17 protein-coding genes are annotated in these 17,613 nt (G+C 72.3%); 6 read left to right on the top strand and 11 right to left on the bottom strand.

Annotation, left to right across the window (positions count from 1 at the left end; all coding sequences use genetic code 11):
- Positions 1-76: 76 nt before the first annotated feature.
- The 3 genes from ACIP4O_RS05500 to ACIP4O_RS05490 all read right to left on the bottom strand — a co-directional run bounded on the left by ACIP4O_RS05500 (position 77) and on the right by ACIP4O_RS05490 (position 3,762).
- The gene (locus tag ACIP4O_RS05500) at positions 77-763 is read right to left on the bottom strand and encodes an ABC transporter ATP-binding protein (RefSeq protein WP_401571786.1); all 687 of its coding nucleotides are present in this window, start codon (positions 761-763) and stop codon (positions 77-79) included.
- Between the two features lie 96 nt (positions 764-859).
- Positions 860-2,326, bottom strand: a complete 1,467-nt coding sequence (locus tag ACIP4O_RS05495; protein ID WP_401571784.1) for an ABC transporter permease — start codon at positions 2,324-2,326, stop codon at positions 860-862.
- A gap of 173 nt (positions 2,327-2,499) precedes the next feature.
- Entirely contained in the window at positions 2,500-3,762 is a 1,263-nt protein-coding gene (locus ACIP4O_RS05490) for an Ig-like domain-containing protein (RefSeq protein WP_401571781.1), read from the bottom strand.
- Between the two features lie 415 nt (positions 3,763-4,177).
- On the opposite strand from ACIP4O_RS05490, the gene ACIP4O_RS05485 reads away from it, so the two are divergent.
- Positions 4,178-4,477 (top strand): tat (twin-arginine translocation) pathway signal sequence, encoded by a 300-nt coding sequence (locus tag ACIP4O_RS05485; RefSeq protein WP_401571779.1) that lies wholly within the window; start codon positions 4,178-4,180, stop codon positions 4,475-4,477.
- A 276-nt stretch (positions 4,478-4,753) separates the two neighbouring features.
- Here ACIP4O_RS05485 and hutH read toward each other — a convergent pair whose 3' ends face one another.
- The 3 genes from hutH to ACIP4O_RS05470 form a co-directional block, all read right to left on the bottom strand.
- The gene (hutH, locus tag ACIP4O_RS05480) at positions 4,754-6,301 is read right to left on the bottom strand and encodes a histidine ammonia-lyase (protein ID WP_401573836.1); all 1,548 of its coding nucleotides are present in this window, start codon (positions 6,299-6,301) and stop codon (positions 4,754-4,756) included.
- Positions 6,302-6,458: 157 nt separating this feature from the next.
- A complete protein-coding gene (locus ACIP4O_RS05475; protein ID WP_401571776.1) occupies positions 6,459-6,668 on the bottom strand; it encodes a DUF397 domain-containing protein in 210 nt (69 codons plus the stop codon).
- On the bottom strand, positions 6,652-7,497 hold the full coding sequence (locus ACIP4O_RS05470; protein WP_401571774.1) for a helix-turn-helix domain-containing protein: 846 nt from the start codon (positions 7,495-7,497) through the stop codon (positions 6,652-6,654). The genes ACIP4O_RS05475 and ACIP4O_RS05470 overlap by 17 nt, the downstream gene beginning before the upstream one ends.
- A gap of 401 nt (positions 7,498-7,898) precedes the next feature.
- Here ACIP4O_RS05470 and ACIP4O_RS05465 point away from each other — a divergent pair, with 401 nt between their 5' ends.
- Positions 7,899-8,339: a glycine-rich domain-containing protein gene (locus tag ACIP4O_RS05465; protein WP_401571772.1), complete on the top strand. Its 441-nt coding sequence runs from the start codon at positions 7,899-7,901 to the stop codon at positions 8,337-8,339.
- 34 nt (positions 8,340-8,373) lie between these two features.
- Positions 8,374-9,231: a protein kinase gene (locus ACIP4O_RS05460; RefSeq protein ID WP_401571769.1), complete on the top strand. Its 858-nt coding sequence runs from the start codon at positions 8,374-8,376 to the stop codon at positions 9,229-9,231.
- 136 nt (positions 9,232-9,367) lie between these two features.
- On the opposite strand, the gene ACIP4O_RS05455 is transcribed toward ACIP4O_RS05460, so the two are convergent.
- The 4 genes from ACIP4O_RS05455 to ACIP4O_RS05440 all read right to left on the bottom strand — a co-directional run bounded on the left by ACIP4O_RS05455 (position 9,368) and on the right by ACIP4O_RS05440 (position 14,080).
- On the bottom strand, positions 9,368-10,585 hold the full coding sequence (locus ACIP4O_RS05455) for a diguanylate cyclase domain-containing protein (RefSeq protein ID WP_401571767.1): 1,218 nt from the start codon (positions 10,583-10,585) through the stop codon (positions 9,368-9,370).
- A 109-nt stretch (positions 10,586-10,694) separates the two neighbouring features.
- Entirely contained in the window at positions 10,695-11,528 is an 834-nt protein-coding gene (locus tag ACIP4O_RS05450; RefSeq protein ID WP_401571764.1) for an enoyl-CoA hydratase/isomerase family protein, read from the bottom strand.
- Between the two features lie 109 nt (positions 11,529-11,637).
- Positions 11,638-13,137: an adenylate/guanylate cyclase domain-containing protein gene (locus ACIP4O_RS05445; protein WP_401571761.1), complete on the bottom strand. Its 1,500-nt coding sequence runs from the start codon at positions 13,135-13,137 to the stop codon at positions 11,638-11,640.
- A gap of 73 nt (positions 13,138-13,210) precedes the next feature.
- Positions 13,211-14,080: a biotin--[acetyl-CoA-carboxylase] ligase gene (locus tag ACIP4O_RS05440; RefSeq protein WP_401571759.1), complete on the bottom strand. Its 870-nt coding sequence runs from the start codon at positions 14,078-14,080 to the stop codon at positions 13,211-13,213.
- Positions 14,081-14,183: 103 nt separating this feature from the next.
- Here ACIP4O_RS05440 and mmpB point away from each other — a divergent pair, with 103 nt between their 5' ends.
- Together mmpB and ACIP4O_RS05430 are read left to right on the top strand one after the other, a co-directional pair.
- Positions 14,184-14,324 (top strand): morphogenic membrane protein MmpB, encoded by a 141-nt coding sequence (gene mmpB, locus ACIP4O_RS05435; RefSeq protein WP_401571756.1) that lies wholly within the window; start codon positions 14,184-14,186, stop codon positions 14,322-14,324.
- A gap of 32 nt (positions 14,325-14,356) precedes the next feature.
- The gene (locus ACIP4O_RS05430) at positions 14,357-14,986 is read left to right on the top strand and encodes a Maf family protein (RefSeq protein ID WP_401571754.1); all 630 of its coding nucleotides are present in this window, start codon (positions 14,357-14,359) and stop codon (positions 14,984-14,986) included.
- Here the strand turns inward: ACIP4O_RS05430 and ACIP4O_RS05425 are convergent.
- Complete coding sequence (locus tag ACIP4O_RS05425) at positions 14,964-15,398, bottom strand: hypothetical protein (RefSeq protein ID WP_401571752.1); 435 nt, start codon at positions 15,396-15,398, stop codon at positions 14,964-14,966. The two genes, ACIP4O_RS05430 and ACIP4O_RS05425, sit on opposite strands and share 23 nt — an antisense overlap.
- A 410-nt stretch (positions 15,399-15,808) precedes the next feature.
- Between ACIP4O_RS05425 and ACIP4O_RS05420 the strand changes: the two genes are divergently transcribed.
- Positions 15,809-17,578: an acetyl/propionyl/methylcrotonyl-CoA carboxylase subunit alpha gene (locus tag ACIP4O_RS05420; protein ID WP_401571749.1), complete on the top strand. Its 1,770-nt coding sequence runs from the start codon at positions 15,809-15,811 to the stop codon at positions 17,576-17,578.
- Positions 17,579-17,613 lie beyond the last annotated feature (35 nt).

Below are 17,613 nucleotides of genomic sequence, written 5' to 3'. Positions count from 1 at the left end.
GTGACGACGCTCCCGGACGCGTGTCCCGGCGGCCGTGGCCCCCGGACACGCGCACGTGTCCGGGGGCCCGCTCGGCTCAGACCCGCTTCGCCGTCTTCTCGTCGGCGATCTTCCCCTTGCGCAGGGTGATGAGCCGGGGTGCGCGGCGGGCGAGGGCGCTGTCGTGCGTGACCATGACGAAGGTGAACTTCTGTTCCGCCCACAGTCCTTCGAGCAGGTCCATGATCTCGTCGCGGGTCGTCTCGTCGAGGTTCCCGGTGGGCTCGTCGGCGAGGAGCACCTTGGGGGCCTTGACGAGGGCGCGGGCGATCGCGACGCGCTGCTGCTGGCCGCCGGACAGCTCGGAGGGCAGGTGCTTGCCGCGTTCACCGAGGCCCACCGAGGCGAGCGCCCGGGCGGCCCGCTCGCGGCGCTCGGCGGTCCTCGTGCCGAGCGGGACGAGCGCGGTCTCGACGTTCTCCTGGGCGGTGAGCGTCGGGATGAGGTTGAAGCTCTGGAAGACGAAGCCGATGTGGTCGCGGCGCAGCCGGGTGAGCTTCGCCTCGCCGAGGCGGGCGAAGTCCGTGCCGTCGAGCGAGACGCTGCCCGCGCTCGGCCGGTCGAGACCGCCGAGGAGCTGGAGCAGCGTGGACTTGCCGCCGCCGGTGGGGCCCTGTACGACGAGGCGTTCCCCGTCGTCGAGATCGAGGTCGACCCCGGCGAGGGCGCGCACGGTGTCCTTGCCTCTCTGGTAGTGCTTGGTGACCTCGCGGAGCTGGTACATGGTTGCTGCTTTCCGGCACGCGGCCTGGAGGAAGTGAGGGGGCGGGACGGGGCGGGGCGGCGTGCGTACGGAGAGGCCGCCCCGCCCGCGTACGGGCTACTCGACGCGGCGCAGCGCGTCCGCCGGGCGCAGCCGGGTCGCCCGCCAGCCGCCGAAGGCACCGGCGACGAGGCCGCCGCCGAGCGCCAGGACCACCGCGAGGATCACCGTGGTCGCCGAGACCGGCGCTTCGAGCGAGACGGTCAGGGCCTTCTGCGCCGCCTGCCGCGCGGGGCCGCCGAAGCCGCCGCCCATGCCGCCCGCGCCGCGCGCCGCCGAGGAGCCGAGTTCTGCCGTGAGCGTGGGGCCCGCGAGGCTCACGATCCACGCGCCGAGGAGTCCGACGGCGATACCGAGGACGCCGCCGATGAGCCCGTTGACGACGGCCTCGCCCACGACCTGCCGGTTGACGCGGGCGCTGGACCAGCCGAGCGCCTTGAGGGTGCCGAACTCCCGTACCCGTCGGCCCACCGCGGAGACCGTGAGCAGCCCCGCGACGAGGAAGGCGGCCGCGAGGACGACGGCGGAGAGCCAGCGGCCGACGCCCGTCGCGAGCGAGGACGCGGTGGAGAGCGAGCCCGAGACGGTGTCGGCGAGGTCGGCCGAGGTCGTCACGGTGGTGCCGGGGACCTGCTTGAGCACGGCCGACTTGACGGAGTCGATCTTCTTGGAGTCGGCGGCCTTCACGTAGACCGTCGTGACCTTGTTCTTCGAGTCGCCGAGCGTCTGCGCCTGCTTCAGCGGCACGTACACGTTGGCCGCCGCGTCGCCGCTGTCGGCGGTCGCGATGCCGATGATCTTGAACTTGGTGCCGTGGACGGTGAGTTCGTCGCCCGTGGAGAGCTTCTTCTCCTTGGCGTAGGCGCTGTCGACGACGGCGAGCTTCGCGTTCGTCTCGCCCGTCGTGAAGGTGCGGCCCTTGGTGATCTTCGAGGAGGTGAGGGGGCCGAGCGTCGGGTGGGCGACGTCGGTGCCGTAGACGGAGTACGAGTCGACGTCGAACTGCGCGCCCCCGCCCCGGACTTCACCGCCAGGCGGCTGGCTGCCCCCGCCGAAGCCGCCCCGGCCCGAGCCGGAACCGCTGCTCTCGTCCTGCTTGAACTCCCCGCGTTTGAACTGGCCGTTGACCTTCATCACCTGGAGGCTGAGGCCGCCGACCGCCTGCGCGACCCCGTCCTGGTCCGCGACCTTGGCGACGGTCGAGGAGGCGAGGGTCTGGAAGCCCTGGACCATGACGCGGTCGCTGCTCTGCTCGCTGTCGTCGTCGCTGTCCTTCGCGTCGAAGTCGAAGCGCGGACGGCCTCCGGTGCCGCCCTCCTTGGGCGCGGCGGCGGCCTTGGTGACGGTGAGGTCGGTGCCGAGTCCGTACAGCGACTGGAGGACCTTGTCCTGGGCCTTGTTCATCCCGGCCGCGACCGAGTTGACGACGATGACGAGGGCGATGCCCAGAGCGAGCCCGGAGGCGACGACGAGGGCCGCTTTTCTGCGGCGGCGCAGCTCGCGCCTCAGACAGGTGAAGAACATGGGGCGACCGTAGGAGGCGCTTGTGACGGTCGGTTAAGGAGCGGATAAGAGGAACGTGAGAAGAGGCGGAGAGACCGGGCGCGAATCCCGGCGGCCCGGGACACGGCGAGGGCCCGCCCCCATCCGCTGGGGGCGGGCCCTCGTACGTACCGCGGCGACGGTGGCGGGTGGGCTCAGACGGCCGAGCCCTGCTTCCACTGGTCCCAGCCGAGGTTCCAGCCGTTGAGGCCGTTGTCCGGCGAGATCGTCTTGTCGCCGGTGTTCTTGACCACGACGACGTCACCGATCATGGAATTGTCGTAGAACCAGGCGCCGTTGGTGTTCGGGTTGTTGGCACCCTTGGCGTCCTGGAGACCCACGCAGCCGTGGCTGGTGTTGACGCTCCCGAAGATCGAGGGCGAGCCCCAGTAGTTGCCGTGGATGAAGGTGCCGGAGCTGGAGAGCCGCATGGCGTGCGGCACGTCCTTGATGTCGTACTCGCCCTTGCCGTCGTCATCGGTGAAGCCGACGGTGGAGCCGTCCATCCGGGTCTGCTTGTACTTCTCCGAGATGACCATCTGGCCTTCGTAGGTCTTGTTGTCGGGCGAGCCCGCCGAGATCGGGATGGTCTTGACGACCTTCCCGTCCCGCTCGACCTTCATCGTCTTCGACTGGGCGTCGACGGTGGAGACCTGGCTGCGGCCGATCTTGAAGGTGACGGTCTTCTGCTGGACGCCGAAGACGCCGTCCGCGCCCTCGACCCCGTCGAGGTCGAGCTTCAGGGACACGGTCGAGCCGGCCTGCCAGTACTGCTCGGGCCGGAAGTCGAGGCGCTGGTTGCCGAACCAGTGGCCGACGACCTCCTGGTTGGAGCTGCTGGAGACCTTGATGCCCGCCTGGACGGCCTTCTTGTCCTTCTCGGTGATGGCCTTGTCGAAGTTGATCGACACGGGCATGCCGACGCCGACCGTCGAACCGTCCTCGGGCGTGAAGTTCCCGATGAAGCTGTTCTGCGGCGAGACGGTGGTGAAGGTGCCGTTCTCGTGCGCGACGCGGCCGTCGCCGTCCTTCGCCGTCGCGTTGACCTTGTAGGTCGTCGCGCGCTCCAGCTGGGCGGAGGGCTTCCAGCTCGTCTTGTCCGCCGAGAAGGCGCCCGCGATCTTGGTGCCGTCCGAGGCGGTCAGCGAGACCGCGGTGAGCGACCCCTTGCTGACCGAGACCTGGCCCGCGTTGTTGATGCTGGCGGCGTTGGAGCCGTTCGCGGGGGCGATCTTTATTCGCGCGGCCGACGCCTTCTCGGCGGCGGACTTGTCGACCTGCGACGACGAACCGCCGCCGTTCTTGCCGTCCGCCTTGGCGCCGTCGTCGTCGCCACCGCCGCAGGCGGAGAGCACCAGCACTCCGCCCAGTACGGCGGAGGCGGCGGCAAGAGCCTTGCGCCGCTTGCTGACCGTCATCACTCGCTTCTCCATCGTCGCCGAATCCCGCAGTGCCCCCGGAACGTGCACAAGGCGCACGGCCGCCGACGGCAGCCATGCCTCTTCCCTGTCTACAACAACCGTTCGACCGGTCCGATGGCACGTCCCCGGGAATGTGGGCAATGCCACGTCCCGGCGGGCTCGGGGACCACTGTTTCCCCTTGAGACGAGGATCGCGGCCAAGCGGTTGCCGTCCTTCCGGGACGTTTTCCCCCACGTCGGGGACCCGATGCGTACGAATCGCGTCCGGCGGACCCAGCGGGTCGGGCGAACGGCTTTCGCGCACCGGCCGTCCCTCACTAGCATCGCGCCCAGGAGCGCCCCGGGAACCACCGGCCGTCCCCGTCCCCCCGCCGTCCCCCATCGTCCCCGTGCGTCAAGGGAGATGCCCCTCATGTCCTCCGTCGCCCGCAGGTCCCTCCTGACCGCCACGGCCTCGGCGGCCGTGCTCTGCGCGCTGTCCTTCGTGCCCTCGGCCCCGGAAGCGGCGGCGGCACCCGCGCACACGCGGATCGCCGCAGCGGCCACCACCCCCACGACGACCGACGAGCACCACCTCGCCGACACGGGAGGCGTCGACACCACCCCGTACCTCGTCGGCGGCCTCGCCTCCCTCGGTATCGGCGCGGCCTGCGTCACGGTCGCGGTCCGGCGCGGTCGCCGCGAGCCCTGGGAGGACGCGGCGGCGCTCTAGGGCCTGTCTGACAATTCCCGTCTGCCGTGCGACGCCATGCACGCACTCTCGCCGCACCGCCCCCAGACCCAAGTACGTCCAGTACGAGGGCCTGGGGGCGGCACGCCGAGAGCACGCACCTGACGCCGCACGGCCGCCCTCCGGGCGACGACGGGAATTGTCAGACAGGCCCTAGTACGCGGACGAGGCGGCCCTTCCCCGTACGGAGGCAGGGCCCCCGGACGAGAACGGGCCTTCCCGGCGGGACGCGGTGCCCGCCGGGAAGCCGCCCCGGGCTCAGGCCAGCGGTCCCACGGCCGCCTCGACGGCGCGCACGAGGCCGCCCTCGCGGACGAAGGCCTCCGCCGCGGCGAGGTCGGGCGCGAGGAAGCGGTCGGGGCCCGCGCCGAGCACCCCGGCGGCCCGTACGGCGTCGAGCGCCGCGCGCCCGCCGTCCGAGGCGCTCGGGCCGCCGTCGGCGGTACGGATCTCCAGCGCGCGCGTCGCGGCGTACAGCTCGACGGCCACGACCCGCGTCAGGTTCGCGACGGCCGTACGGAGCTTGCGCGCCGCCGACCAGCCCATGGAGACGTGGTCCTCCTGCATCGCCGAGGACGGGATCGAGTCCACCGAGGCCGGGACGGCGAGCCGCTTCAGCTCGCTGACCAGCGCCGCCTGCGTGTATTGGGCGATCATGAGCCCGGAGTCGACGCCCGCGTCGTCGGCGAGGAAGGGCGGCAGGCCGTGCGAGCGGTTCTTGTCGAGGAGCCGGTCGGTGCGGCGCTCGGCGATCGAGGCGAGGTCGGCGGCGGCGATCGCGAGGAAGTCGAGCACGTACGCGACCGGGGCGCCGTGGAAGTTGCCGTTCGACTCGACGCGACCGTCCGCCAGGACGACGGGGTTGTCCACGGCGGCGGCGAGTTCGCGCTCGGCGACCGTACGGGCGTGGGCGAGCGTGTCGCGGCCCGCGCCCGCGACCTGCGGGGCGCAGCGCACCGAGTAGGCGTCCTGGACGCGCGGGGCCTCGTCCTGGTGGTGCCCGGTGAGCCCCGAGTTCTCCAGGACCTTGAGCATGTTCGCGGCGCTCGCGGCCTGGCCCGGGTGGGGGCGGACGGCCTGGAGCTCGGGCGCGAGGACCTTGCGCGTGCCGAGGAGCGCTTCGAGCGAGAGCGCGGCGGTGATGTCGGCCGAGGTGTAGAGGCGCGCGAGATCGTCGAGGGCCATGAGGAGCATGCCGAGCATGCCGTCCGTGCCGTTGAGGAGCGCGAGCCCCTCCTTCTCGCGCAGCTCGACGGGCTGGAGCCCGTGCGCCTCCAGGAGTTCCCCGGCGGGCCGGACGACACCGTCCGGGCCCTCCGCGTCGCCCTCGCCCATGAGGGTCAGGGCGCAGTGGCTGAGCGGGGCGAGGTCGCCGGAGCAGCCGAGCGAGCCGTACTCGTGGACGACGGGGGTGATCCCGGCGTTGAGCAGGTCGGCCATCGACTGCGCCACCTCGGGGCGCACGCCCGTGTGCCCCGAGCACACCGTCTTCAGCCGCAGGAACATCAGCGCCCGCACCACCTCGCGCTCGACGCGCGGCCCCATCCCGGCCGCGTGCGAGCGCACGATGTTGCGCTGGAGCCTGGCGCGCAGCTCGGGGGCGATGTGCCGGCTCGCGAGCGCCCCGAACCCCGTCGAGACGCCGTAGACCGGCTCCGGCTTCTCGGCGAGCGCCTCGATCGTCGCCCGCGCCTTCGCGAGCGCCTCGCGCGCCTCGGCACCCAGCTCCACCCGCGCGTCGCGCCGGGCCACGGCGAGGGTCTCGGCCGGGGTGACACCGCTCGAACCGAGCACCACAGTGTGCATATCCATATTCATGAGCGTACGGAATGAATCGAGAGGAAGACAGGGCGGAGCCCGGGTGGGCGACCGGGGTGGGACCGGCGCCGGACACCGGGCGCCTGCGGCACCTCGCACCCCAGCACGCACTCGCCCTCTTACGACCGGGGCTCGGCAGCCACAGTCAGTGGAGCTTGGCCAGGGCCACCAGCGAACGCCAGCCACCCTCACCGAGAATCAGGCTCGGCCCTTGGGGACACTTGCTGTCGCGCACAAGAAACTCCCCGGTCGCAGCGGCGTGTCGCGGCGCCCACTCGACACACTCGGCAGCCTGGCCGTTGCTGTAGGTGCTCTTGATCCACACGAGGGCGGTTTGGTTAGCAGTCATCCTCATACTCTTTCAGGCACTCGTTCAGCAGTCCGACGCTCGCCCGGGTGTTGAGAGCCTTCGTCCTCGCGATATCCAGGAGGGTCGACAGCTCCGCCACCTCTTCCGGTGTCTCGATGGACACGCCCGTCGCGAAGGATTCGACATAGGCGAAGGTCGCGCCGTCTCGGAGGGTGAGTACGCTCAAACTACCGCCCAGGAGTGGATGGACCCCGCTGGCGAACGGGACGACCTGAAGCTTGACGGCGCTGTTCCCCTCGATGAGCCGGAGTATGTGCCTCATCTGCTCGGCCATGACGGCGGAGCCGCCAACGGGCCGGCGCAGCGCCGCCTCATCAACAATCGCCCAGTACAGCGGCGGCTTGGGGCCGTCCAGTACTTCCCTGCGGTGCGCGCGCTTCGCCACGAGGAACGCGATGTGTTCGGCATCCCTGCCGGGCATCGACTCCGTGTACAGGGCCGTGGTGTACGACTCCGCCTGGAGCAGACCAGGGATGACGCTGGCGTTGAACACCTGGATGCGCGCGGCGCGCTGCTCGGCCTCCAAGACCTGGTGCCCGTACTTCGGCGCCTCAGCGGCCGCCGCGACGGCCACGGCGCGCATGTCAACGAACAAGTCATCGGTCTCGTAGAGATCGTCCATGGCCTTCACCAGCGCTTCGGACGGAAGTTGGGCCCCGGACTCGACCCGGCTGAGGTACGAGTGCGGAAATCCCAGTTTGCCGGAGGCAGCCCTCAACGACAGCCCCGCCTTCTCGCGATGCCGGATGGCTCGCGCCTTCAGCATTGCCGCTGGTGAGGCGGGCTGCTCCTGCTCTTCGAGGTCAAGCCCCATGCCTGGTCACACCTCACATCCTCTGGTACCGAAGGGTAGTTGGTACCACACGGACCGTGTACCCGAGTCGTCCTTCCGGCAATGGTTGAGGTGACTGGAGACAGCCACCTCGCCGGTAGCCAGGGTTCGGAGCACGACATGCGCAAAGAGCCTCGGCGACGACGGGGCGCCACCCCGGCCGGTCGGCCCCGAGAAAACAGCTTCCGCTTCCGAGGCGCGGAGAGAGCACGAGCAGATCCTCCTCCTCGTGCCGGTTCGTTGCCGCCTTCACCCAGAGAGGCGAGGCAACGACCAACAGCCGGAAGCGGAGTAGTACCCCACCCCGCCTGCGCATCGTGGGGACGGTCGGCAGGCGGGGTGGGCCAGCGAGTGCGACAGCACTCACAGAGAAAGGAAAGCGTATGACCGCAGTAGCGAACGGCCTGAGGACCGGGCAGAGCCTTGTTGCCCCGGAACTCTTCCGATCCATCGTGGACTTCGGTGTCACCCAGTTCGGGCAGACCCGGGAGCGGGCGGAGCGGCAGACGGACCAGGCATTGGCCTTCGTCGCCGCGATGGCCGACACCGCCGCGCCCATGGTTCCGAGTGACGACGTGGACCACGCGTTTCACGCCTTCATCCTTCACACACGGGACTATGCGGACTTCTGCCAGTCCCACGTGGGGCGTTTCGTCCATCACAACCCGCGTCCGGGCAGCGGTGGCCGGAGCCTGGACGCCGTTCGGGCGTCCGCCCATGCCATGAAGGCGGCGGGCTTCGTGGTCCTCGATGACCTCTGGACCGTGAACGGCGAGAGCGCCGCTCAGTGCGACTCGGACGACGGCCGCGATTACGCGATCTAGTCCCGGTCGTTGAACGTGTGCGGGGTCGGCTTCCATGCTGGGGGCCGGCCCCGCTGACGGAGGTGAAGACGTGGAACACTCGGGCCCGTACCCGCCGCCCGCTGACGCGCTCGAATTGCTGCCGCCGCAGAGCATGGCACTGGTACTCGACAGACGCGGTTCGTCCGTATGGAAGCTTGGAACGGACCGAGGCGGTTACGCGGTGAAAGTCGGTTACCCCACGAAGACACACTCGTGGACCGCCCTTGCACCCGCACGCGAGGCAGAAATCCTCAGGACCATAACCGGCGAACTCATCCTCAGCGGGGAATGGGAACGGGGAACGTGGGGCGCTCAACCCTGGCGGAAGGGTAAAAGCCTCTACGAATTGTGGGCACCCTTGCGGGAGGGGGTGGCTCGGTCAAGCCGGGCCCTTGCACAATCTCGCGCGTGCGCCGCTGCCGTCGCCCGCTTGCACGCAAAGGGGTGGGCTCACGGCGACATCCAGCCTTCGCACTTCATTCTGGACGGGACGTTGACGCACCTGATCGACGTAGCCCTGGCACACGGTGGCGAGGTTTCCGAGGCGTACGACTTCCCCTACCGGGGATGCCTTGTCCACTACGAGGCACCGGAGATTTCGCGCAGAGTGCTCGAAGGGGGCACGGCCACCCCTTCATACGCGTCAGACGTCTACGCCCTGGGGGCTTCCCTTTTACTCAGCGCCACGGGGAAGCGACACGTGAGATACCCGGATGAAGCGTCCCGCACCATCCAACGCGAAGCCGTCGCGAAGGGACCGGGTGCGCCTGTCGCAGTAACCGGAAAGCTCGGAGAGATAATTCACGCCATGCTGGAACGCGATCCCCGAAATCGACCGACTATCTCTGACGTCATGGAATCCCTGAGCTGACCGCGCCGCCACGCGCGCCGTGACGCCCAGCCCCCTACCCGCCCTTCGAGTGGCGGGTGTCCGTCCGGCGCGGCTCCTAGCGAACAGGTATCCGCTGAGGGCCGAAGGCCCGGAGTAGCGGTACGGGAGCCAATACTCACTCACGCGCCGGAGGACCGCCGGGAGTCCCGCGGCGCCGCCGCCCCCGGATGCGGCGGCGTTCGGTGGGGGGTGCCACGTCGTCCGGGAGGTCGCGGGTGGTGGCGGAGTCCGCGCGTACCGCGTCGGCCAGGCGGATCACCGGGTCGTCGCGGCCCGCCACCACCGGGCGTCTGGCCGCGAGGCCCTTCGCCTCGTACTGTGCCGCGTCCGCGAGGCGGAAGAGGCGGCGCGCCGAGGCGAGGGGGCCGATGGGGTCGCCCGTCGACGCGACCCCGCACGCGACGCCCTCGCCCGCGTCGAGCGCGTACGCGGCCGTGCAGATCTCCTCGGCCACGGCGACGACCTCGTCCGCCTCGGGCCCCACGGCCAGGAGGCAGAACTCGTCGCCGCCCAGGCGCGCGGCGAGTGTGCCCGTACCGAGGCGGGCCGCGCCGCGCGAGAGCACGCAGCCGAAGCGTTCGAGCAGGTGGTCGCCGACCGCGTGCCCCTGCGTGTCGTTGACGTGCTTGAGGCCGTTCAGGTCGCACACGACCAGGCTCAGCACGAGCCCTTCCTCGCGGTGCCGCTCCAGGGCCTCGTCCAGGCGCTGGTCGACCAGGCGGCGGTTGGCCAGCCCGGTGAGCGGGTCGGTGAAGGCGAGCCTGCGGGCCTCCTCCAGGCGGTGGAGCTGGGCGAGACCGGCCGCGACGACGGCGGCGAGCACCGTCGCGAGCCCGGCGTCGGCCGGCCCGAAGACCGGCGCCCCCACGGGGCGTGCCACGTACAGCTCGCCCCACGCGCGCCCGTCGAGCACCAGCGGCGCGACGACGCACGCGCCGCGCCCCCGGCGCCGGAGCGCCGCGACCCGCTGGTGGCAGTACCCCGCCTCGCCCCCGGCCGGACCCTCGGCGGTCTCGGCCCAGGCGTGCGGGGCTCCGCCGCGCGCCCAGCGTTCGTGCAGGAACTCGGTGATCTCCGGGAACCGGTGCACGGGGTACGTCTCGTCCTCGGGGAACTCCTCCTCGCCCGGCGCCCGCTCCCCCTCGTTGACGAGCACCCGCAGCCGCCCGGGCCCCCGCTCCCAGGCCGACAGCGCCGCGAAACTCCCGCCGAGCGCCCGCCGCGCCCCCCGCGCCGCCGCCCGCCACGTCTCCCGAGCGGACCGCGCCGCGGCCATGGCCTGCGCCAGCTCCACGACCGCCCGCAACCGGGCGTCCTCCGCTCCGTCGCTCATTCGGCCACTTTAGGCAGGTGGCGGGGGGGTTTGCCGGATGGGCGGCTACGGAGAGTGAGCACAGGGCCGCAGTGTCCGGCGCTACGGGACCAGCGCCCCGTCCCGACCCTCACTCCCCCGGCCACCGCGGTTTCCGCTTCTCGTTGAAGGCCGCCACGCCCTCCGCACGGTCGCCCGACGTGGCCACCGAGCGCCAGGCCGCGTCCTCGACCTCCAGGCCCGCGCGGAGGTCGAGCCCCTGACCGAGGCGCAGGGCGCGCTTGGCGGCACGGAGGCCGAGGGGCGAGTGCCCCGCGATACGGGCGCCGAGCGCGAGCGCCTCCGTACGGGCCTCGCCCTCGCCCACCAGTACGTCGACCAGGCCCAGTTCCTTCGCCTCGGCGGCCGGGACGCGACGGGCCGTGAAGACGAGTTCGGCCGCGCGGGCCGCGCCGACACGCCGCGGCAGCAGCTGCGTACCGCCGCCGCCCGGGATGACACCGACGGAGACCTCGGGCAGGCCCACGACGGCGCTCGGGTCGGCCACGATCAGGTCGCAGGCCAGCGCGATCTCGTACCCGCCGCCGAGCGCGAAGCCGTGCACGGCGGCGAGGGCGGGCACCGGCAGGTCGAGCACGGCGGTGTACGCGGCGCGGGTCACCGGGCGCTGGCGCATGAGTTCCGCGTCCGTGAAGGAGTTCCGCTCCTTGAGGTCGGCGCCCACGCAGAAGGCGCGCTCGGCGGAGGAGGTGAGCACGACGGCCCGGACCTCGCGATCGGCCGAGAGATCCGCGCAGGCCGCGCGGAGCGCCTCGGCGGTCGCGGTCGCGAGGGCGTTGAGGGCGCGCGGGCGGTCGAGGACGAGTTCGGCGAGGCGCCCGTCCTCGTGCCGGCGGACGAGGATGTCGGTGCCGTAGCGGCGCCCGGCGGCGGGGGCTTCGGGGTTCTCGGGGGATACGGGCACGGCGGCCTCCGGTCTCGGTGGGTTACCCGACTGCGGTCCCGCCGATGTTAACGACCGTTATCGGCAGGGGGCTTCGGCAGTCGGCCGAGCCCCACTCCGCGCCGCCGGGTCAGTCCTCGTCCGCCTTGGGCGTCCGCCGCGTCAGCAGCCACGGCTCGACCACGCCGAGGCCGCGGACCGGGCGCTGCCACATGGGCTGGAGGGCGAAGCGGTAGGCGGGGGGCGGCTCGCCCTCCTTCGCGGCGCGGTCCGTCTCCTCCGCCGCCACCGTCTCCGAGGCGGGGGCCTCGCCCGTGCGGATGAGTTCCTCGGCGAAGGCCGAGTCGACGAGGACGGCGTCCCGGGGCGCTATCGAGGTGAGCCGGGAGGCGAGGTTCACCGTGGTGCCGAAGACGTCGCCCATGCGCGTCGCGACGGTGCCGAAGGCGATGCCGACGCGCAGTTCGGGCATCGTCTCGTCGCCCGAGAGGGTCTCGATGAGGCGCAGCGCGATCTCGGCGGCCACTCCGGCGTCGTCCGCGGCGAAGAGCACCTCGTCGCCGAGGGTCTTCACGAGGCGCCCGCCGCGCGCGGCGACGAGGTCGGCCGAGGTCGTCTCGAAGGCCTCGACGAGTTCGCCGACCTCTTCCTCCTCCATGCGGCGCGTGAGGCGCGTGAAGCCCACGAGGTCGGCGAAGCCGATGGCGAGCCTGCGGTCCACCATCTCCTCGTCGTCGCTGACCTGCACGACCCGCCCGGTCGCCGCCGCGAGCTGGCGCCGCCACACGTAGACGAGGAACTCCTCCAGCTCGGGCAGGAGCAGCTCCATCAGCGGATACGTGACCTCGGTACGGGTCATCCCCGGCTCGGGGGGCTCGGTGAGCCCTTCGAGGAAGGAGTCGATCTGCCACTCGGCGAGCCGCGCGGTGGTCTGCCCGGTGGAGCGGGCGACCTGGACCGCCATCGCCTCGCTCAGCAGCCCGGCCTCGACGAGACCGGCGAGGCGGCGCAGGGCGAGGACGTCGGCCTCGGTGAGGGCCTTGGCCTGGTTTATGTCGGCGAAGCCCATGGCCCGCCAGAAACGCGAGGCCAGCTCCATCGAGACACCGGCGGTGCGGGCGGCCTGGAAGGGGGTGTAGCGGCGCTCGGCACCGAGGATGAGCGTTTCGAGGCGCAGCGCGAGGGGGTCGTCCTCGGGCGGCTCGTCGCGGGGCGCGCCGGGGACGGAGGGCCCGTGGTCGGCGCGCTCGGGTTCCCCGCCCCGGTCCACCGCGCGGTCCTGCGTCCACTCCACGAGGTGCTCGCGCTCGGAGCGGCCGGAGTGGCTGGAGTCGCCGGAGCGACCGGGGTGGCTGGAGTCGTCGGAGCCGCCCGCGTCCTCGGAGTCCTCGGAGTCCTCGGAGCCGCCCGAGCCCCCGGAGCCCTCCGCGCGAGCGGAGCCTTCGGTACGGCCCTCGGGGCGCCCCGGTCCGTCGGGGGCCGCCGCGTCCGGTTCCGGTGCGGGGTCGGGGTCGGCGTCGTTGGGTGCGGGAGGGGTGCCGGCGGGGTCGCCCGCCCCCTTGGGGGCGCGCCGTCCGCCGCCCGGTGAGGCCGAGCCACCCGCGCCCGAACCGGTGTCGTCGACGGTCACTGCCTGCGCCCTTCCCCTCTGCCGCGGGCCAACGCCACGACCGCGCTCCACGATACGGCAGGTGTGCCCTGGCTCACTCGCCGCCCGAGCCGCCCTGTCGTTCCTCCGGGGGCGGGACGGGGCGCAGATGGACGATGTCCCCCGCCCCCACGGACTCCTGTGCGCCCCCCGGGGTCACGAGGACGAGCCGCCCGTCCCCGTCGAGCGCGACGGCCTCGCCGATCAGCTCGGCGTCCCCGGGAAGCTCCGCCCGCACCTGCCGACCGAGCGTCGAGCACCCGGCCGCGTAGGCGGCCTGGAGCCCGCAGGCGACCGGGTCCCCGTCCGCCTCGCGCCAGCGCTCGTACCAGTCGGCGAGGGAGCGCAGGACCGCGCGGAGCAGCGGGTCGCGGTCGAGCGTGATGGCGTCGGCGAGGGCGAGGGAACCGGCGGTGGGAACGGGCAGCTCGTCGGCGCGCAGCGAGACGTTGAGGCCGATGCCGAGGACGACGGCGCCGTCCTGGGTGGCCTCGGCGAGGATGCCGGCCGCCTTGCGCTCCTCGCCGTCGACGGTGAGGAGGAGGTCGTTGGGCCATTTGAGGGCCGTGTCCACCCCGGCGGCGCGCGAGAGGGCGGTGGCGAGGGCGACTCCGGCGAGCAGCGGCAGCCAGCCGAGCCGCGCGGGCGGGACCTCGGGGCGCAGCAGGACGGAGAAGAAGAGCCCGGAGCGCGGCGGGGCGCTCCAGCGCCGGTCGAGCCTGCCCCGCGCCCCGGACTGCTCCTCGGCGACGAGGACCGCGCCCTCGGGGGTGCCCGCGGAGCGTTCGCGCAGGTCGGTGTTGGTGGAGCCGGTACGGGGCACGACGTCGAGCGCGGTCCACAGCCCGCCGGGCCGCAGCAGCGCGCGGCGCAGCGCGGTGGCGTGCAGCGGGGGACGGTCGAGATCGGAGTACGGGTTGCTCATGCCCCTACCCCACCACGCTTCACAGACCTCCCCGCCGGGCCCCCGCCCGCTTAGGTACGCGTACTCAGGCGCGCGGGGCCCCGGCGGCCGCAGCCTGGAACCCATGCTGTGGTCGGATCGGGATCAACAGGAGCCGCCCGAGGAGTGGCGGGCGGCGCAGAAGAAGCTGCACCGCGCGGGTGTGCTCCTCGCGTGCGTCATGGTGCTCGCGATGCTGCTCCTCGGGCTCGGCGGATACGTGTGAGCGCGCACGGCGTACGGCCTACGATCACTCCCATGTCCGCACTCGGTTCGCCCTCGCCCGCCCCCCGCCGTCGCCTCGTCCTCGCCTCGCAGTCCCCCGCGCGGCTCGGCCTGTTGCGGCAGGCCGGGCTCGATCCCGAGGTGATCGTGAGCGGTGTGGACGAGGAGGCGATCAGCGCGCCGACGCCGGGCGAGCTGGCGCTCGTGCTCGCGGAGGCGAAGGCCGCGGTGGTGGCCGGGCGCGAGGACGCGAAGGGCGCGCTCGTCATCGGCTGCGACTCGGTGCTCGACCTCGACGGCGTCGCCTACGGCAAGCCCGCCGACGCGGCGGAGGCGACGGCGCGGTGGAAGGCGATGCGCGGGCGGGCCGGGGTGCTCCGTACCGGGCACTGCGTGATCGACACCGAGTCGGGCGCGCGCGCCTCGGTGACCGCTTCGACGACGGTGCGGTTCGGCACGCCGGACGACGCGGAGCTCGCCGCGTACGTGGCGAGCGGTGAACCGCTCTACGTGGCGGGGGCGTTCACGCTCGACGGGCGTTCGGCCCCGTTCGTGGACGGCATCGAGGGCGACCACGGGAACGTACTCGGCCTCTCGCTGCCCACCTTGCGCGCGCTGCTGCGCGAACTGGGGGTTGGCATCACGGAGTTGTGGAAGGACTGACCTCGGCGCGCGGGCGCGCGGGCGAGGCGTCGGGGCTCACCAGTATGAGGACGAGCAGCGCGAGGACGACGAGCAGGCCGAGGAAGGCGGCGAGTCCGATGAGCGCGAGGGAGACCGCCGCGAGGACGCCGTGCACGACGGCCGCGACGATCAGCAGGACCTGGCCCGCGCGCCCGGGAGCGTGCCGGCGCAGCGCGCAGCGGAAGGCGACGAAGGCGCAGGCGCAGAGGAAGAGCCCGGCGACGACGGCGAGGACGTACGAGCCGGTGACGACGGCGTCGGGGTCGGTGCCCGCGAGGGACATGGACTGGTTGTCGACGACGGCGCCCAGCGTGAGGCACAGCAGAACGATCCCGAAGGTCTCCAGCACCAGCACGAAGCCCGTCGCCCAGGCCGCCACGGTCCGCGTCATCCTCGGCACACCCGCTTCCGTTCCGCCCCCGAGCCGCTGTTACCGGGGGTACGCATGGCTCTCCAGCACGCTACTGACGAGTAGGCGACCGGGCAAGGGTTCGCGCGGGACACCGGGCCCGGCGGCGCTCAAAGAATCCCGCCCCCTTTAGTCGAATCCCCACAAAGAAACCCCGCCCCTCGCGGCGCGGGCGGACAGAGACCCCGCCCGTGGGACAGAGCTACGCTGAAGTGGTTCAGGGCCCTGTACATGGACTTTCGTCCGGTCGCCTGGGGTCGCGGGGCAAGCGGTGTGGGCAAACTCACCACTCGGCCGCCTCCGGCGCCTCGTGTCGGCTGTCCCTAAACTCGGCGTGTTCGTACGCGTCGGGGCCCACCCCCAGGGACGAAGAGCGAGAAAAGGGAGCCATCGTGCGCAAGGTGCTCATCGCCAACCGCGGTGAAATCGCCGTCCGGGTCGCCCGGGCCTGCCGCGACGCGGGCATCGGCAGCGTCGCGGTGTACGCGGAGCCGGACCGGGACGCGCCGCACGTGCGCGCGGCCGACGAGGCGTACGCGCTGGGCGGTGACACGCCCGCGACGAGCTACCTCGACATCGCGAAGGTGCTGCACGCCGCCGCCGAGTCCGACGCGGACGCCGTGCACCCCGGGTACGGCTTCCTCTCCGAGAACGCCGAGTTCGCCCAGGCCGTCATCGACGCCGGGCTGACCTGGATCGGCCCGCCCCCCGCCGCGATCCGCGACCTCGGCGACAAGGTCGCCGCGCGCCACATCGCGCAGCGCGCCGGTGCCCCGCTCGTCGCGGGCACGCCCGACCCGGTCTCGGGCGCCGAGGAGGTCGTGGCCTTCGCCGAGGAGCACGGGCTGCCCATCGCGATCAAGGCGGCCTTCGGCGGCGGCGGTCGCGGCCTCAAGGTCGCCCGCACGCTCGACGAGGTCCCCGAGCTGTACGACTCGGCGGTGCGCGAGGCCGTCGTCTCCTTCGGTCGCGGCGAGTGCTTCGTCGAGCGCTACCTCGACCGCCCCCGGCACGTCGAGACCCAGTGCCTCGCCGACCAGCACGGCAACGTCGTCGTCGTCTCCACGCGTGACTGCTCGCTCCAGCGCCGCCACCAGAAGCTCGTCGAGGAGGCGCCCGCGCCGTTCCTGAACGAGGACCAGGTCGCTCAGTTGTACAGCGCGTCGAAGGCGATCCTCAAGGAGGCCGGGTACGTCGGCGCCGGGACCGTCGAGTTCCTCGTCGGCAACGACGGCACGATCTCCTTCCTGGAGGTCAACACGCGCCTCCAGGTCGAGCACCCGGTGACCGAGGAGGTCGCGGGCGTCGACCTCGTGCGCGAGCAGTTCCGTATCGCCGACGGCGAGGAGCTGGGCTACGGCGATCCCGAACTGCGCGGCCACTCCTTCGAGTTCCGCATCAACGGCGAGGACCCGGGGCGCGGCTTCCTGCCCGCCCCCGGCACGGTCACGCTCTTCGCGCCGCCGAGCGGTCCGGGCGTGCGCCTGGACGCGGGCGTCGAGTCGGGCACCGTCATCGGCCCCGCCTGGGACTCGCTGCTCGCGAAGCTCGTCATCACGGGCCGGACCCGCAAGGAGGCCCTGGAGCGCGCCGCGCGCGCCCTCGCGGACTTCCGGGTCGAGGGCATGGCGACGGCGATCCCCTTCCACCGCGCCGTCGTCAAGGACCCGGCCTTCGGGCCCGAACTGACCGGCTCCACCGACCCGTTCACGATCCACACCCGGTGGATCGAGACCGAGTTCGTCAACGAGATCAAGCCCTTCGCCGCCCCGGCCGACGGCTCCGCCGATGACGAGGACCGCGAGAACATCGTCGTCGAGGTCGGCGGCAAGCGCCTGGAGGTCTCCCTCCCGGCCCGCCTCGGCATGTCCCTCGCCCGGACGGGCCTCGCGGCCGGCGCGAAGCCGAAGCGCCGCGCGGCCCGCAAGAGCGGCCCGGCCGCCTCGGGCGACACGCTCGCCTCGCCGATGCAGGGCACGATCGTGAAGGTCGCCGTCGAGGAGGGCCAGGAGGTCAAGGAGGGCGACCTGATCGTGGTCCTGGAGGCCATGAAGATGGAGCAGCCCCTCACGGCCCACCGCTCCGGCACGGTCAAGGGCCTCGACGTCGCGATCGGCGCCTCGCTCAGCTCGGGCACGGTCATCTGCGAGATCAAGGACTGACGCGGCGACGCGGCGGTACGGTACCGGGCGGGACA

This window comes from Streptomyces sp. NPDC088923, assembly GCF_044749745.1.
Lineage (GTDB): Bacteria > Actinomycetota > Actinomycetes > Streptomycetales > Streptomycetaceae > Streptomyces.
This window is presented reverse-complemented; position numbering and strand designations above follow the sequence as displayed.

What these genes read in the sequence shown, in the direction of transcription:
- ACIP4O_RS05500 (WP_401571786.1), bottom strand. Translation starts at nt 763, where the DNA reads ATGTACCAGCTCCGCGAGGTCACCAAGCACTACCAGAGAGGCAAGGAC.
- ACIP4O_RS05495 (WP_401571784.1), bottom strand. Translation starts at nt 2,326, where the DNA reads ATGTTCTTCACCTGTCTGAGGCGCGAGCTGCGCCGCCGCAGAAAAGCG.
- ACIP4O_RS05490 (WP_401571781.1), bottom strand. Translation starts at nt 3,762, where the DNA reads ATGACGGTCAGCAAGCGGCGCAAGGCTCTTGCCGCCGCCTCCGCCGTA.
- ACIP4O_RS05485 (WP_401571779.1), top strand. Translation starts at nt 4,178, where the DNA reads ATGTCCTCCGTCGCCCGCAGGTCCCTCCTGACCGCCACGGCCTCGGCG.
- hutH (WP_401573836.1), bottom strand. Translation starts at nt 6,301, where the DNA reads ATGCACACTGTGGTGCTCGGTTCGAGCGGTGTCACCCCGGCCGAGACC.
- ACIP4O_RS05475 (WP_401571776.1), bottom strand. Translation starts at nt 6,668, where the DNA reads ATGAGGATGACTGCTAACCAAACCGCCCTCGTGTGGATCAAGAGCACC.
- ACIP4O_RS05470 (WP_401571774.1), bottom strand. Translation starts at nt 7,497, where the DNA reads ATGGGGCTTGACCTCGAAGAGCAGGAGCAGCCCGCCTCACCAGCGGCA.
- ACIP4O_RS05465 (WP_401571772.1), top strand. Translation starts at nt 7,899, where the DNA reads ATGACCGCAGTAGCGAACGGCCTGAGGACCGGGCAGAGCCTTGTTGCC.
- ACIP4O_RS05460 (WP_401571769.1), top strand. Translation starts at nt 8,374, where the DNA reads ATGCTGGGGGCCGGCCCCGCTGACGGAGGTGAAGACGTGGAACACTCG.
- ACIP4O_RS05455 (WP_401571767.1), bottom strand. Translation starts at nt 10,585, where the DNA reads ATGAGCGACGGAGCGGAGGACGCCCGGTTGCGGGCGGTCGTGGAGCTG.
- ACIP4O_RS05440 (WP_401571759.1), bottom strand. Translation starts at nt 14,080, where the DNA reads ATGAGCAACCCGTACTCCGATCTCGACCGTCCCCCGCTGCACGCCACC.
- mmpB (WP_401571756.1), top strand. Translation starts at nt 14,184, where the DNA reads ATGCTGTGGTCGGATCGGGATCAACAGGAGCCGCCCGAGGAGTGGCGG.
- ACIP4O_RS05430 (WP_401571754.1), top strand. Translation starts at nt 14,357, where the DNA reads ATGTCCGCACTCGGTTCGCCCTCGCCCGCCCCCCGCCGTCGCCTCGTC.
- ACIP4O_RS05425 (WP_401571752.1), bottom strand. Translation starts at nt 15,398, where the DNA reads ATGACGCGGACCGTGGCGGCCTGGGCGACGGGCTTCGTGCTGGTGCTG.